Here is a 13,898-nt window from a genome sequence, read left to right as displayed (position 1 = left end):
TAGGCGGGCGGGCGATAAGGTGCAAGCGGGGAGCCACGGGAAACCGCCACGGAACGCGGTTTTTTGAATTGGCGTGGAAATCTGGGAAAATGTATACTTTTGTATAAAAATGGCGCGAAGGTATAGGATTTCGCGCCATAAAATGTTCGAATTGTGTACCTTTAGCCGATGATTAATCGGTACCGCGATAGGGTTGAACGTATTGCAGCGCCATATCCCACGGGAAGAAAATCCACGTATCTTGGCTGACTTCGGTGATGAAGGTGTCCACCTGCGGGCGGCCTTTGGGCTTTGCGTAGACGGTGGCAAAGTGGGCGTTGGGATACATTTCGCGGACGAGTTCGAGCGTTTTACCGCTGTCCACGAGGTCGTCGATGACGAGGATACCCGTGCCGTCACCCATCACCTCTGCGTCGGGTGCCTTGAGCACTTGAGTCGAGGATTGGTTCTGGTGGTTGTAGGATTTGACGCTGATGGTGTCGATGGTGCGGACATCCAATTCGCGGGCGATGATCATCGCGGGGGCCATGCCGCCACGGGTGATCGCCACGATGGCTTTCCACGATCCATCTTCTGCCGGACCTTGGCCGTCCAGACGCCATGCCAGCGCGCGGCTGTCACGGTGGATTTGGTCCCAAGACACATGGAACCCTTTTTCGTGGGGCAGAAGATCGTTCTTTGCCATTTGGTCAGTCCTTTACGTCAGGGCGATTTTCAGGCCGAGCAGGGCAAGGAGCCCGCCGAACATCCGGTCAACACCGGCCTTTAGTCGCAAATAGGCAGCACGCGCGCGGGGCAGAGAAAAGACCCGAGCAACGATGATATACCAGAGTGTTTCATTGGCGAAAACAGCCGCAAGTATGGCAAGACGCCACGGCAAGGGCGTGTCATGCGGCACGAGGCCGACAAAGACCGCGCCAAAGAACACAGCAGGCTTTGGGTTTGAGGCAAATGTCAGGAACCCGTAGCGCATCGCAGAGACGGCAGAGCGGGGCGCTGCGCCCGGTGTCGGCTCTGCAAGCGGCTCGTTCGCGTGTTTCCACATGTTGTAGGCGATCCAAAAGAGGAACGCGGCACCGACCAGTTTAAGGCCGATGAACAACGAGGGAAGAATTTCAAAGAGAAGGGCGAGGCCAGCCATCGCTGCCGTGGCCCAGAGGATCGCACCGAGCCCGAACCCAAAGGCAAGGGCGGTTGCCACCTTGAACCCGTCCGAGGCTGCGGTGCGCACAGCGACGACAAAGCTGGGTCCAGGGGAAATCGCCGCCGCAAGGTGGATCAGAACGATCGACAGAAATGCGGCGGCGGTCATGGTTTACTCTTTGTTCATGTCAGGCGCGTCGACGGCTTTCATGCCGACGACGTGGTAGCCCGCGTCAACGTGGTGGGTTTCGCCCGTCACGCCGGTTGAGAGGTCGGACAGAAGGTAGAGCGCGGAACCGCCCACTTCGTCGATCGACACGTTTTTGCGCAGCGGCGAGTTATATTCGTTCCATTTCAGGATGTAACGGAAGTCACCGATGCCCGATGCCGCCAGCGTTTTGATCGGACCAGCCGAGATCGCGTTGACGCGAATACGGTCTTTGCCCAGATCTTCGGCGAGGTAGCGCACGGAGGCCTCGAGGCCTGCTTTGGCGACGCCCATGACGTTGTAGTGCGGCATCACGCGTTCTGCACCGTAGTAGGTGAGGGTGAGGCACGAACCACCGTCGGTCATCATTTTAGCTGCGCGCTGAACAACAGCGGTGAACGAATAGACAGAGATGTCCATCGTCATCAGGAAGTTTTCGCGGGTGGTGTCCACATAGCGGCCACGCAGTTCATTTTTGTCAGAGAAACCGATGGCGTGGACGATGAAGTCCATCTTGCCCCATTTTTTCTCAAGCTCTGCGAAAAGTGCATCGACAGAGTCCATGTCGGACACGTCGCACGGCAGAACCGTGTCAGAGCCGAGCTGTTCTGCGAGCGGGCCAACCCGTTTCAGCAGCGCTTCGCCCTGATAGGAAAAGGCAAGTTCCGCACCAGCGTCTGCGAGTGCTTTGGCGATGCCCCAAGCTATTGATTTGTCATTGGCGAGGCCCATAATTAGCCCGCGTTTACCCTGCATGAGTTGCGACGACATTGTGTCCCCCTTGCCCCTTTCGCGTTATATCGCTTCGGTGTAGGCGATTGGACCAGTCGCTTCAAGCCTGTGTGAGACGCAACGTCACAGTTGTTGTATCAAAACGCGCTTGTTACGCGCCCCACCTTATTGATGAGAAGAGGGTATCATGAGTGACCGCACTGGCATTTTCGCAGGCGACGATCCGTTCCAATTGGCGCGGGACTGGTTGGCTGAGGCCGAAAAAAGCGAGATCAATGACCCGAACGCTATCGCGCTGTCGACCGTGGACGCAGACGGTCTGCCGAATGCGCGTATGGTGCTTCTCAAAGAGATCGAGGACGACGCCTTTGTGTTCTACACAAACTACGGGAGCAAAAAGGCCCAAGAGCTAGAGGGGGCAGGGAAGGCTGCCTTTGTCATGCATTGGAAGTCCCTTCGTCGGCAAATCCGGGTGCGCGGAACCATCGAACGCGAGGACGGACAGCAGGCGGACGAATATTATCATTCGCGATCTCTCAAGAGCCGTTTGGGGGCATGGGCGTCGAAACAATCGCAACCTCTCGATAGTCGGGGCACTTTGATGGCCGAAGTGGCCGTTGTTACCGCTAAAGAGGGAATCAATCCGGCGCGCCCACCGTTTTGGGGTGGGTTCCGCATCACACCAGTCGAGATAGAGTTCTGGGCTGATGGCGCGTTTAGGTTGCATGACCGCTTTAGATGGACACGCGAAGGTGTAAACGCACCTTGGTCGGCGGTCCGTTTGTATCCCTAAGATGATCAAAATGCCGTTGGTGGGACTTGTTTCTTGCGAACAAAACAGGTCTGCTGACGCGGTGAAGCTGCGGCCGGATGGGGGCCCGCGGCGGGATTGAAAGTATGATGACTGACACAATAAATGAACGCCCTGTCAAAGGGCGTGTAAAATGGTTTGATCCTGGCAAAGGCTTTGGCTTTGTCGTGTCAAACGAAGGCGGCGCGGATATTTTGCTGCACGCAAACGTTCTACGCAATTTTGGGCAGAGTTCGGTGGCGGATGGATCGGATATTGATCTGCTCGTTCAAGAGACGGATCGTGGTCTTCAAGCGACCGAGGTTATCGCGATTTCACCACCTGAGTTGCCAGCTAACGGGAGTATGCTGGCGGATCTGGTGGACGTTGATCCTGAGGTTCTCGATAACACGCCGATTTTACCTGCTCGGGTCAAATGGTTCGACAAAGGTAAGGGATTTGGGTTTGCCAATGTCTTTGGTTCGTCCGAAGATATCTTTGTGCACATCGAAGTTCTGCGCCGGTCTGGCCTTGCCGACCTGCAACCAGGCGAAGCTATCGCCATGAAGAGCATCGACGGGAAGCGCGGGAAACTGGCGGTCGAGGTTCTGATTTGGGAAAGCATTCATCTAGACGATTAATATCGCTCGTGATTGCAGCGCTATCCGCCGTGGCCCAACCGGCTGCGGCGGCTTGTTCTTTGGATAAGGTGCTGGTCAGGGGTGACTTTGGTCAGGCGCGGTTCACCGTAGAGGTGGCGGATACTGCGGACGAACGGGCCCAAGGGCTGATGAACGTGCCAGAGATGCCGACGATGACGGGGATGCTGTTCGTTTACGAACGCCCGCATCAGGTGGCGTTCTGGATGCATAACACACTGATTCCTCTTGATATGATTTTCGCAGATGAAACGGGCACGATTACCCGCATCCATCCCAATGCGATCCCGCTCGACCGAACGCCAATCGACGGTGGGGCACAGGTTCAGTACGTTTTAGAGATAAATGGCGGCCTTGCAGGGCGTTTAGGCATGGCTGAAGGCGATGTTTTGCAGCATCCGTCCATCGGAGAAAACGCCGCTTTGCCATGTAACTAAGAAAAAGCACGCTTGGGGCTTTTCAATTCCCAAAAGCATCGCTAAACGGTGCGCAGTCGGGGCGTAGCGCAGCCTGGTAGCGCGACGGTTTTGGGTACCGTAGGTCGTAGGTTCGAATCCTATCGCCCCGACCACTTCATAAAATTGATGCAGGTACCGAGACAGCAGGATGTTGATCGACGGTGGTGTGTCATGTCCTGCTTGACACTTCCAATACCAGAACCGTAAGACGAGGTTAGGTATTGGGCACCTGCCGCCTGCGGACGAAAGTCTCGGTGAAGCTCAAATTTACAACGTCATACACCCTAGAAGCATTTCGCAGGTGGCAACGCAGGCTCCCATCCCATCAGAAATGCCTCATCCGAGGAGTGAATGATGTCGTGCCAAAACGCATCCGAGAATCGATTTTTGACGACTACGCCGAAACGGCTTTTTGTCGCCAATGCTCTGCCTATGATGCTTATCATGTTGATGAGCGGTCTATTGACCGTCGTAGATGCAGTGTTTTTGGGCCACTTCGTCGGAGCTGATGCCCTTGCGGCCGTTAGCGTCGTATTCCCCGTAATCATGATCACAATAGCACTCTCGACCCTTGTCGGCGGGGGAATGTCCAGCCTTCTCGCACGTCATTTGGGGACGGGAAACAAAAGTGATGCGGTTGCTGTATTCGCGCAAGCGCATGGTATGGCGCTGTTTCTGTCACTTTTGCTCATATCGGCCTTTGGTGTCTTCGGTGGGGTTGTCATAGACGCGCTCGCGGACGGTCGTCCCGACATTGGAGACATAGCTTATACCTATCTGGCTATCATGATCCTTGCGACGCCTGTGCAACTGCTCTTGAGTGTCCATGCCGATGCTGGGCGCAACGAAGGGCGTGCGGGCCTGATGGCATTGATGTCAGTCGGCGTCACACTCGCCAATATCGCACTCAATTACGTGTTGATCGTGCGCTTCGACCTGGGCGTTGCAGGGTCAGCTTGGGGAACGGCAATTGCCCAGGGGGTAGGCCTTGCACTTCTTTTAGGCTTGCGTTTGCCAAGGCAAGAAATCTTGTCCCTTGCGGCCCTTAGAAACGCGCGATGGGTTGGGCAATGGAAGGCGATATTGGTCCTTGGAGCCCCCGTCAGTCTTAGCTTCATCGGGATAGCGTTGGTTTCAGGAACGGTGATCTCCACGCTGCGACTGACGTCCGACACCGGCTATGTCGAGGGGATCGCCGCTTACGGCATCGTGACCCGAATTTTCAGTTTCACATTCATGCCCCTCATGGCCATTGCATTGGCAACCCAAAGTATTGTCGGAAACAACGTGGGCGCAAAGCTTTACCACCGCTCAAATGCTATCCTGCGGATCGCCCTCACCGTAGCGGTTCTTTACTGTGCTGCCATTGAGATGATCTTGCTTTCCGGAAGTGCTTGGATTGGCCGAGGCTTTGTCAGCGATCAAGGGGTGATCGCACAGGTCGGGGTCATTTTGCGCCCAATGTCGTCCCTTTATCTGTTTTCGGGTCCGGTTCTTGTGCTCGCCCTCTATTTTCAAGCTATTGGAAAACCCGCACATACCGCCGCTCTAACGTTGATTAAGCCCTTTGTGTTCAGCCCTCTTCTGATCGTCATTTTGGGCATTTTTTATGGCGCACAAGCGATCTGGCTTGCCTTTCCAATTGCTGACGGGATCGTGGTTAGTATCGCCATTTGGATTGTGATCGCGTCCTAAAGGACGGGCAAAGACAACATTGGTTTTGGATTGTCGGGTCAGGAGCAAGCACGATGAACCTACAATCTGTAATAGAGGCTAAATCCCAAGCTAAGGCCTTGCGCGCATCACTCGCCGCGCGAGGCACAACCATCACCCATGCGCGGGCACTGGAACTCGTCGCCCATCAGAATGGCGCCCGGGATTGGAACACGCTTCAAGCCAAGCTATCATGGGCAGAGCCGCAGCTTTTTCACCTCAATGACGAAGTGAGCGGGCACTATCTCGGGCAGGCCTTCATTGGGCGGATCGTAGCTCTTTCAAAGGTGGGCGCAAACACGCAGGTTTCGCTTCAGCTGAACGAACCTGTTGATACGGTGCAGTTCGAAAGCTTCTCAAACATGCGCCGACATATCAGAGGCATGGTAGGGCCCAACGGCCGATCACCGCGCAAAAACTCAGACGGCACGCCGCACTTGGTCATAGATATTCCGAGCAAGTGATTTGAATTTTCTGAACGGCAATTAGTTTCGAGTGGTTGCCGTTCATGCACGCAACCTAAATCGCACTTTCGCGCAGCATGCTGCATTGGGGAGTATGGGCGATCCGGGTTCTGCTTGAAATCGCGGAAAAAATCCGAGAGCTGGCGTCATTCAATCTCGCCATCGACAGTAAGCTGCGCGGCGGCGACTTGGTACGGCCGAAGGTCGCTGACGTCTATGCTGCCGGACAGGTCAAGCATTGCGCTTCAATCGTCCAAAGCCAAACCCGTAAGCCTGTTAGTTTCGAGAACACCGAGGGGACGCGCAAGGCCGTCGCGGCAAGGCTCGAGGACCCCAAAATGATCGGATCGGAACATTTGTGGCCGGGTCGCTTCCACACCGGAAACATGCGAGCGGTTCAGCTCTTGTTGGGTCACACAAAATTGGACAGCACTGTGCGCTATCTCGGCGTTGAGCTCGAAGATGCGCTGACCATCGCAGAGGCGGTGGGAATCTGAAGGCCTTGGGCCTTCGCAACAGACGGACCAAACCAGCCATTCATCCTTAGAATTTGCGCAGCAAGACATTTTCCCCAGTGAAGTCATTCGAGGCATTGTGCGGCATGGCTTTGCACACGGGAGTAAGTTCCCGATCCTGAACAGCTGTTCAGGCCAATCCTCGACATAGGCAGAAGGACGATCAGCCGTCCCAATGACGTGATCAACGACTCCTCCCATTGACCAGAGGCGACAATCAAGGCCATAGTTTGGTGCCTAACAATTGGGACTCCTTTTGCGCTTTATCTTTGCCATTCTGTTGCTGCTCACGTCTGCCATGCTCGTTTCGCCGAGCTTGGGGCAGGCGTATTATGGGCATGATATGGCGATGATTGATTGTGATGACTGTCCAGACCATTCCCAGGTCATGACTGATGTGGCGGAGCATGGGATGACCTGTGCGACGGGCCAATGTTGTTTATTCAGCGCACTTATTCCGAGTGTGGACAGTTGGTCGGCGGAACCGATAGCGTTGGCTCATCCGGTGCAAATCGGACGCACATGGCGGAGTGTGCGTCCGCAATCGGACCTTCCACCTCCACGCGCCTGATCATTTGAAATCAAATGGAGCCGTTCCGGTTCCAAGGCTTTTCAACCCTGTGTCATTGCAGGGCAATTCAGGACATGATCATGAAAAAACTACTCATTGTGGGCGCTGCAATCGCTGCCCTTTCCGTTGCTGCATATCTGGCAATTCCCGAAACACCTGCACCATCGACCGCGAGCTCTGCGCTCCCTCCCGAAGGCGCCCCGCTCGTCAGTATTGTGGTGCCTGATCAATTGTCGGCTCAGGCGCAGCTCGGCAAGACGGCCTATGATGCGGTATGTGCCGCCTGTCACGGCAGTAATGCGACGGGTAAGATGGGATTTGGGCCGCCGTTGATTCACCCAATTTATGAACCCAATCACCACGGCGATATGGCGTTTCTGATGGCTGTTCAGAACGGAGTGCAGGCGCACCATTGGCCGTTCGGGAACATGCCACCTCAAGCGGGCGTGACGAACAGCGATGTGACTGCGATCGTCGCCTATGTCCGCGAATTGCAACGCGCTAACGGGATCAACTGAGGACAAAAATGACCTGCCAGAGCGTTTGGTCGTTCAAGTGCTCTGGCGGCCCTATGCTCCACGCGGCCAATGGTGGTCAAGGTCGTCGATGATTAGAGGGTGAGAGTGGGTTTTGCCGTGATCCCGTAGGTGGGGGTGATCGGGTGGAAGGTCGCTGTGGTCATGTTCCATCACCTGCGGGTCATTCGCAGGCCATAGGATCATCGCGCTGATGAACCCAATGGCCGCGGTAGCGCCCATAAGGAGGAAGGTCACATCGAGGCCGAAACTTGCTCCGAACCGTCCGGCGAGCGGGTAAGTGATCAGCCAGCAGGTATGGCTCAGCGCGAATTGTGCGGCAAAGATTGCTGGGCGGTCCTCGGCTTGGGCGCTCTTGCGCAGCAGTCGACCTGATGGGGATGCTCGGAAGAAACAGGGCGGCGATCATTGACCCGCCCCCAAAGGCCGCCAGCGCAAGGGCCGTGCCAAGGACCAAACCAGCGTCATCCCCAGCAAGGTTCCACGCCAGCAGCCCTAGAGCGACCGTCGCCAGCCCAGTGCCGATTAAAGCGATCACTTGAGCCGCAAACAGGTGCCGATAGGTTCAGTTGCTAAGGATCGCGAGCATGTGGACCGCCGTTATTAAGATTAAATGCGCGCTCAGAAGGTATCGCCTTCGTTACTCAATCAGAGGGGCGATATTTGAAAATGGGTCAATCTTATTCTGACCGATCTGTGCGGCCTTGTCCGCGAGGACCGTCATTAAAATTACGTTCCAGTAGGCGCATTCAACGCGACGTGTGCCTTGGCATTGGCGGAGTATTTTCGGATCATTTAAAAATGTTCTCAGAACGACGTATTCTCCCTATGATTGTCTTAAAGCATAGGGAAGGAGCGGGAAACGATGACAGCTAATGCACCAAAATTCATGTCGGAGACAGTATTTGAAAAGGCCAATGCCAACGGCGTTGACGTTGTTCTGTGGGCCAGTAGATCTCAATCCGAGGTGAGCCGAGAGACATCCTATTCGGGATTGCTAACGGTGGGCGGCAGAGCTGTCGTAGAGCAATCCGGTATCGTATTTGCAGATGGTTCAGCAGAGTTAACGACAGTATTTTGGGCGGAGTCTGGTACGCGCCAAACACTGAAATTTTCCATGACACCAGAAGTTGATGGCGCACGGATCACCGGTGATCTCGATGGAAATGCGATTTCTGCTCTAACCTTGTCTCGCAATCAATTTTCGAACCTTTCGTGGTCTGCGCTGAAAGCCATGCCTATTGACGGCCCTGTTTTCGAATACGACAACGGTCAGCCTGTTGAGATGCCAGACATGGGATCAACGGCGATATCTGGTTCACGCGCGTTGATCGAGGTTATGGATGCAAGCGATCCAAACAAGCTCAATGTTTGCGCGCTAGGCGTTATGGCAGGTGCAATGGGCGTTGCTGTGGCTACGGGCGGCGCGGGTGCAGGTCTGATCATCGCAGGTCAACTGATTGCCACCGGCTGGTGCGCAATTCCTTGACAGCCTGCGTCGGCCAATACCTGCGGAGTAATTTGCCTAATCGATCAAAGGGCAGCAACGAAGCGTCAATGTTCATCTGCAACCGTGCAAGGCAGGTTTCCCGAGCACAGCTGACATATTCCCGCCCATCAACCAACGTCCGCAATCCCCCGCAACTTCACGCCCGAGTAACCTGTTTGCCGGATTGATCCTGCGGACTAGAGCAGTTTCGCTTGCTCTCGCATCTGGAACTTCTGGATCTTGCCCGTCGACGTGCGCGGGATTTCGGTAAAGACAAACTTTCCAGGCACCTTGTACGGGGCGAGGTGATCGCGACACCATTGGCGTAGCTCTTCGCTGTCCACCGAACGTCCTGCGGCCAGTTCGATAAAGGCGCAGGGGGTTTCCCCCCATTTTTCATGTGGCATGGCGACGACGGCGGCGACGCTAACATCGGGATGGCGATAGAGAACTTCTTCTACTTCGATCGAGGAAATGTTCTCTCCACCCGAAATGATGATGTCTTTGGACCGATCCTTGAGTTGGATGTAGCCGTCTGGATACCGCACGCCGAGGTCGCCAGAATGGAACCATCCCCCTTCAAAGGCCTCTTTCGTGGCCTTCTGATTGCGGAAATATCCCTTCATGACGACGTTGCCGCGGAACATCACTTCACCCATGGTTTTACCATCGCGGGGCACGGGTTGCATGGTTTCTGGATCCAAAACGTCGAGCTGTTCGAGGGGCAGGTATCGCACCCCTTGCCGCGATTTGAGGGCGGCTTGCTCTGCTTTTGGCCGTGTTGACCATTCAGCGTGCCAGTCGTTCACAACTGCTGGCCCGTAGGTTTCTGTCAGGCCGTAGAGGTGCGTGACGTCAAAGCCTGCCTCATTCATATCAGCGAGGAGCTTTTCAGGTGGCGGTGCGGCTGCGGTGAAAAACTGAACAGTGTGATCGAGTTCGCGTTTCTCGTGCTCTGGCGCCGAAATGAGGAGCGACATGACAATGGGCGCGCCGCAGAGATGCGACACCTTTTCGTCGGCCAAGGCGGACCAGATCGGTTCGGCCCGAACTTGACGCAGGCACACATGGGTGCCGATGATCGCAGAGAGCGTCCACGGGAAACACCAGCCATTGCAGTGGAACATCGGCAGGGTCCACAGATAGACTGCGTGTTTCTGCATCGAGGTGGTCAAGGCGTTGCCTTGAGCAAGGAGATAGGCGCCACGGTGATGCGAAACGACACCTTTGGGATCGCCCGTGGTGCCAGAGGTGTAGTTGATCGAAATGGCGTCCCATTCGTCCTCGGGCATCAACCATTCGAATTCCGGATCACCTGAGGCGACAAAGGCGTCGTAGTCCAGCGCGTCAATCGCAGGTGTTTTGCCCGTGAATTCGGGATCGTCATACTGAATAACGACAGGCGAGACATCTGTGAGTGCGAGTGCTTCTTGCATCAATGGCATGAATTCACGATCGACAATCACGATCTTTGACATCGCATGGTCGAGTTGGAATGCGATGATCGCCGCGTCGAGGCGGGTGTTGATCGAATGGAGAACGCCACCGCACATGGGCACGCCGTAATGGCATTCCAGCATTGCAGGTGTGTTCGCGAGAAGGGCAGAGACGGTGTCACCCCGCGTGATCCCTTTGCCTGCCAGAGCAGACGCGAGCTGACGCGACCGGTCGTAGAATTCTGCATAGGTTCGACGCAGATTCCCGTGCACAATCGCGGTGTGGTCGGGAAAGACACTCGCAGCCCGTTCAAGGAACGTGAGAGGCGTGAGTGGCTGATGGTTGGCAGGTGTCCGTTCGAGGTCGTGATTGTAGAACTGTTTGGTCATGGATTACGCGTCCTTCCATGCGGGGCTGCGCTTGTCGATAAAGGCGCCGATGCCCTCTTCCGCGTCTTGCGTGAGCATATTTTGCACCATCACATTGGATGCGTAGGTATAGGCCTCAGCCAATCCCATTTGCTTTTGGATGTAGAAGGCTTTCTTCCCCGTGGCCAAAGTCATACTGGATTTGGATGCGATTTTTTGCGCCCAAGCGAGCGTGGTCTTGCTCAGGTCTTCGACTGGCACGCAGAGGTTCACAAGGCCCATTTCCGCTGCGCGTTCTGCTGAAATCATATCACCTAAGAGGAGCATCTCCATGGCGTGTTTGGTCGTGACGTTTCGCGATAGCGCGACCATGGGGGTTGAACAGAATAGACCGATATGAACACCCGGCGTGCCGAATTTCGCGGTTTCTGCGGCGACGGCCAGATCGCAGCTCGCGACCAATTGGCAGCCAGCGGCGGTGGCGACACCTGCGACTTCGGCGATAAAAGGTTTGGGGCAATTGACGATGGAATACATGACGCCCGAACACATCGACATGATCTTTTCGAAATAGGCCTGACCGCCGTCTTTGGCTGCGCGGCCCGCTGTCATTTCTTTAAGGTCGTGACCGGCACAAAACGCGGGGCCGTTCGCAGCGAGGACGATGACACGCACCGACGGGTCCGAGCAGGCCGCGTCGATCAGTGACTGTAGCTCGGACAACATGGCTTCGGACAAAGCATTGCGACGGCTGTTGTCGTCGAGGGTCAGTTTCAGCACACCGTCGGACGTGATGGTTTGCTGCACAAGTTGTTTGGTCATCATCAAGGGCTCTGTTTAAAAGGGCGGGGCCGTCGCGACCCCGCCGTCGTAGGGAAGGTTAAGCGGCAGCGATCTTCTTTTTGGGATCAAAGAAGGGGCGTTCACAGATCGTTGCGCGGACAGGGCCAGAGCGGGTCACGACCTCGACCTCTTTGCCGATATGTGCGTGGTCTACCGACACCATTGCCAGTGCGATATTCTGATCGAGGCGTGGCGAATACACAGCTGAGGTCACTTTGCCGATCGTCTCGTCGCCGACCTTAATCGCCCAGAATGTGGTGTTCGGCCCCTTGAGCGGTTCACCATCAATAATCAGACCGATCTGAGTTCGTGTGACTCCATTTTCTTTGATCTTGCGGAGCGCAGCCCTCCCAATGAAATCGGCTTCCATATCGAGGTTCACAAGACGATCAAAGCCCAGCTCGAACGGGTTTGTGTGGATGTCTGCGTCGGCGTGATACGACAACATTCCGCCTTCGATGCGGCGGATCGACGAGGTGTGACCGGGTTTCAAGCCAAACGGCAGCCCAGCCGCCATGATCCGCTCCCACAGCGCATCCCCATGTGCGCTATCACGCAGATAGAGTTCGTAGCCCAGTTCGCTCGACCAGCCGGTCCGCGACACGATAAGCGGGATACCGTCTAGGTCTACTTCACGCAGCCAGTAGTATTTCAGGTCCATGATGCTGTCGCCGAATAGGGCACGCATGATTTCGCCCGATTTCGGCCCCTGAAGCTGCAACGGTGACACGTCAGGTTCGCAGATCGACACATCAAGGCCAGAATGGATCGCTACGCCTTGGGCCCAAAGCAGGATGTCGCTGTCTGCAAGCGAGATCCAGAAGTGGTTTTCAGCCAATCGCAGGAGGATTGGGTCGTTGAGGAGGCCGCCGTCAGCATTGGTGATCAGGATGTATTTGCACTGGCCAACAGCCATGGTCGACAGATCACGCGGGGTCAGCATTTGAACAAACTTGGCAGCGTCTGGTCCGGTGATTTCGACCTGACGTTCAACGGCGACGTCACAGAGGATCGCGTCGTTCACGAGGTTCCAGAAGTTCTGCACCGGATCGCCGAAATCGCGCGGAATATACATGTGGTTGTACACCGAAAATCCCTGAGCGCCCCACCGCACGGTTGCGTCGAAATAGGGGGATTTGCGAATTTGGGTGCCAAAGCCGAAGTCATCAGATTGCATTGTTTTATCCTTCCTGATCGGCGGCAATTTCCGCTGCCGCGCTGTTCTGGACAAAACATTTAGCGCCACCTTTTCAGAGCGATGGTCTGAAAACGCAGATGAAAGGCGACCGTTCAGGCTAAAGAGAATTCTAAAAACCGACCAACTGGTCGGAGGCTCAGCGCGTGATCAGATTGGATAAGTTCGGAACGGTCGATTTGATCTGACGGGTGGCGATGTAGGTCATATAGCGGTCCACATCGACGTCGATTGCAAAGAGCCGATCTAAGACGCCCTGAAAGGCCAAAAGCGTTGGCGCGACGACCTTGAGAACATAGTCCATGCCGCCGCCTGTGGCGACGCAATCAATGATCTCATCCATCGCCTGAACTTGTGCTTCGAACCGTTCAAAATCGGATTTCCGATGATGGGCGAGCGAAACAGTCACCACGACCATCGTAAAATCACATAGCTTATTTAGCGCGATCTCGCCTCTGTAGCCTGTGATGTAGCCTGCTAGTTTCAGCTTGGTCAGGCGTTCCCAGCAGGGGGTGGGCGAAAGATTGACCAGTTCGGCTAGCTTTGTCTTGCTGAGTTGCCCGTGCGATTGCACGGCGGTGAGAATGCGCAGATCAGCACCATCAAGAGCAGATTTTTTCAAGAGCAGCTTCCTCAAACGCTAGTCGATCAAGACAACAACCCGTCTGTCATATCTACAAAACGGTTTGATGCAATGCTTTTACCTCGACCCGAATTAATCCCTTGCAAAGCTGTTTATGCGCTTGCTTGCGGGAGCCTTGAGAGTTCTCCCATGTA

16 protein-coding genes and 1 tRNA gene are annotated in these 13,898 nt (G+C 55.3%); 9 read left to right on the top strand and 8 right to left on the bottom strand.

Going from position 1 to position 13,898, the window contains the following annotated elements; all coding sequences use genetic code 11:
- Positions 1–172: 172 nt before the first annotated feature.
- The 3 genes from gpt to fabI are packed head-to-tail and all read right to left on the bottom strand — an operon-like array spanning position 173 to position 2,122.
- On the bottom strand, positions 173–685 hold the full coding sequence (gene gpt, locus QWY83_RS06360) for a xanthine phosphoribosyltransferase (RefSeq protein ID WP_249945606.1): 513 nt from the start codon (positions 683–685) through the stop codon (positions 173–175).
- Positions 686–697: 12 nt separating this feature from the next.
- Positions 698–1,312, bottom strand: coding sequence for a LysE family translocator (locus tag QWY83_RS06355; protein ID WP_249945607.1), 615 nt, complete (start codon positions 1,310–1,312; stop codon positions 698–700).
- 3 nt (positions 1,313–1,315) lie between these two features.
- Entirely contained in the window at positions 1,316–2,122 is an 807-nt protein-coding gene (gene fabI / locus QWY83_RS06350) for an enoyl-ACP reductase FabI (RefSeq protein WP_105234912.1), read from the bottom strand.
- 148 nt (positions 2,123–2,270) lie between these two features.
- On the opposite strand from fabI, the gene pdxH reads away from it, so the two are divergent.
- The 8 genes from pdxH to QWY83_RS06310 all read left to right on the top strand — a co-directional run bounded on the left by pdxH (position 2,271) and on the right by QWY83_RS06310 (position 7,771).
- Positions 2,271–2,876, top strand: coding sequence for a pyridoxamine 5'-phosphate oxidase (gene pdxH / locus QWY83_RS06345; protein WP_249945608.1), 606 nt, complete (start codon positions 2,271–2,273; stop codon positions 2,874–2,876).
- A gap of 104 nt (positions 2,877–2,980) precedes the next feature.
- Positions 2,981–3,514 carry a cold-shock protein gene (locus tag QWY83_RS06340; protein WP_105236336.1) on the top strand — a complete coding sequence of 178 codons (534 nt, stop codon included), beginning with the start codon at positions 2,981–2,983 and terminating at the stop codon, positions 3,512–3,514.
- Positions 3,514–3,969 carry a DUF192 domain-containing protein gene (locus QWY83_RS06335; protein ID WP_435404510.1) on the top strand — a complete coding sequence of 152 codons (456 nt, stop codon included), beginning with the start codon at positions 3,514–3,516 and terminating at the stop codon, positions 3,967–3,969. The genes QWY83_RS06340 and QWY83_RS06335 overlap by 1 nt, the downstream gene beginning before the upstream one ends.
- A gap of 57 nt (positions 3,970–4,026) precedes the next feature.
- Positions 4,027–4,103, top strand: a tRNA-Pro gene (locus QWY83_RS06330).
- Between the two features lie 241 nt (positions 4,104–4,344).
- The gene (locus tag QWY83_RS06325; RefSeq protein ID WP_290245744.1) at positions 4,345–5,685 is read left to right on the top strand and encodes an MATE family efflux transporter; all 1,341 of its coding nucleotides are present in this window, start codon (positions 4,345–4,347) and stop codon (positions 5,683–5,685) included.
- 53 nt (positions 5,686–5,738) lie between these two features.
- A complete protein-coding gene (locus tag QWY83_RS06320; protein WP_249945611.1) occupies positions 5,739–6,167 on the top strand; it encodes a glyoxalase superfamily protein in 429 nt (142 codons plus the stop codon).
- Positions 6,168–6,244: 77 nt separating this feature from the next.
- Positions 6,245–6,664, top strand: a complete 420-nt coding sequence (locus QWY83_RS06315; protein ID WP_249945612.1) for a site-specific integrase — start codon at positions 6,245–6,247, stop codon at positions 6,662–6,664.
- 669 nt (positions 6,665–7,333) lie between these two features.
- Positions 7,334–7,771 (top strand): c-type cytochrome, encoded by a 438-nt coding sequence (locus tag QWY83_RS06310; protein ID WP_249945613.1) that lies wholly within the window; start codon positions 7,334–7,336, stop codon positions 7,769–7,771.
- A 51-nt stretch (positions 7,772–7,822) separates the two neighbouring features.
- Here the strand turns inward: QWY83_RS06310 and QWY83_RS06305 are convergent, their stop codons facing one another.
- A complete protein-coding gene (locus QWY83_RS06305; protein WP_249945614.1) occupies positions 7,823–8,026 on the bottom strand; it encodes a hypothetical protein in 204 nt (67 codons plus the stop codon).
- A gap of 628 nt (positions 8,027–8,654) precedes the next feature.
- Between QWY83_RS06305 and QWY83_RS06300 the strand changes: the two genes are divergently transcribed.
- Positions 8,655–9,278, top strand: a complete 624-nt coding sequence (locus QWY83_RS06300; RefSeq protein ID WP_249945615.1) for a hypothetical protein — start codon at positions 8,655–8,657, stop codon at positions 9,276–9,278.
- Between the two features lie 197 nt (positions 9,279–9,475).
- Here the strand turns inward: QWY83_RS06300 and QWY83_RS06295 are convergent, their stop codons facing one another.
- The 4 genes from QWY83_RS06295 to QWY83_RS06280 all read right to left on the bottom strand — a co-directional run bounded on the left by QWY83_RS06295 (position 9,476) and on the right by QWY83_RS06280 (position 13,743).
- Positions 9,476–11,104 carry an acyl-CoA synthetase gene (locus tag QWY83_RS06295; RefSeq protein WP_249945616.1) on the bottom strand — a complete coding sequence of 543 codons (1,629 nt, stop codon included), beginning with the start codon at positions 11,102–11,104 and terminating at the stop codon, positions 9,476–9,478.
- Positions 11,105–11,107: 3 nt separating this feature from the next.
- Positions 11,108–11,908 carry an enoyl-CoA hydratase gene (locus tag QWY83_RS06290; protein WP_249945617.1) on the bottom strand — a complete coding sequence of 267 codons (801 nt, stop codon included), beginning with the start codon at positions 11,906–11,908 and terminating at the stop codon, positions 11,108–11,110.
- Positions 11,909–11,963: 55 nt separating this feature from the next.
- On the bottom strand, positions 11,964–13,103 hold the full coding sequence (locus tag QWY83_RS06285; RefSeq protein ID WP_249945618.1) for a glycine cleavage T C-terminal barrel domain-containing protein: 1,140 nt from the start codon (positions 13,101–13,103) through the stop codon (positions 11,964–11,966).
- Between the two features lie 157 nt (positions 13,104–13,260).
- Positions 13,261–13,743: an Lrp/AsnC family transcriptional regulator gene (locus QWY83_RS06280; protein WP_249945619.1), complete on the bottom strand. Its 483-nt coding sequence runs from the start codon at positions 13,741–13,743 to the stop codon at positions 13,261–13,263.
- Positions 13,744–13,898 lie beyond the last annotated feature (155 nt).

Source organism: Marivivens donghaensis, assembly GCF_030410045.1.
Classification (GTDB): Bacteria; Pseudomonadota; Alphaproteobacteria; order Rhodobacterales; family Rhodobacteraceae; genus Marivivens; species Marivivens donghaensis.
Note: the sequence above shows the minus strand (reverse complement) of the source record. Positions and strands in the feature narration are given on the sequence as shown.

What these genes read in the sequence shown, in the direction of transcription:
- QWY83_RS06315 (WP_249945612.1), top strand. Translation starts at nt 6,245, where the DNA reads ATGCTGCATTGGGGAGTATGGGCGATCCGGGTTCTGCTTGAAATCGCG.
- QWY83_RS06285 (WP_249945618.1), bottom strand. Translation starts at nt 13,103, where the DNA reads ATGCAATCTGATGACTTCGGCTTTGGCACCCAAATTCGCAAATCCCCC.
- QWY83_RS06290 (WP_249945617.1), bottom strand. Translation starts at nt 11,908, where the DNA reads ATGATGACCAAACAACTTGTGCAGCAAACCATCACGTCCGACGGTGTG.
- QWY83_RS06340 (WP_105236336.1), top strand. Translation starts at nt 2,981, where the DNA reads ATGATGACTGACACAATAAATGAACGCCCTGTCAAAGGGCGTGTAAAA.
- QWY83_RS06320 (WP_249945611.1), top strand. Translation starts at nt 5,739, where the DNA reads ATGAACCTACAATCTGTAATAGAGGCTAAATCCCAAGCTAAGGCCTTG.
- QWY83_RS06355 (WP_249945607.1), bottom strand. Translation starts at nt 1,312, where the DNA reads ATGACCGCCGCCGCATTTCTGTCGATCGTTCTGATCCACCTTGCGGCG.
- QWY83_RS06325 (WP_290245744.1), top strand. Translation starts at nt 4,345, where the DNA reads ATGTCGTGCCAAAACGCATCCGAGAATCGATTTTTGACGACTACGCCG.
- QWY83_RS06295 (WP_249945616.1), bottom strand. Translation starts at nt 11,104, where the DNA reads ATGACCAAACAGTTCTACAATCACGACCTCGAACGGACACCTGCCAAC.
- QWY83_RS06300 (WP_249945615.1), top strand. Translation starts at nt 8,655, where the DNA reads ATGACAGCTAATGCACCAAAATTCATGTCGGAGACAGTATTTGAAAAG.
- pdxH (WP_249945608.1), top strand. Translation starts at nt 2,271, where the DNA reads ATGAGTGACCGCACTGGCATTTTCGCAGGCGACGATCCGTTCCAATTG.
- QWY83_RS06310 (WP_249945613.1), top strand. Translation starts at nt 7,334, where the DNA reads ATGAAAAAACTACTCATTGTGGGCGCTGCAATCGCTGCCCTTTCCGTT.
- fabI (WP_105234912.1), bottom strand. Translation starts at nt 2,122, where the DNA reads ATGTCGTCGCAACTCATGCAGGGTAAACGCGGGCTAATTATGGGCCTC.
- gpt (WP_249945606.1), bottom strand. Translation starts at nt 685, where the DNA reads ATGGCAAAGAACGATCTTCTGCCCCACGAAAAAGGGTTCCATGTGTCT.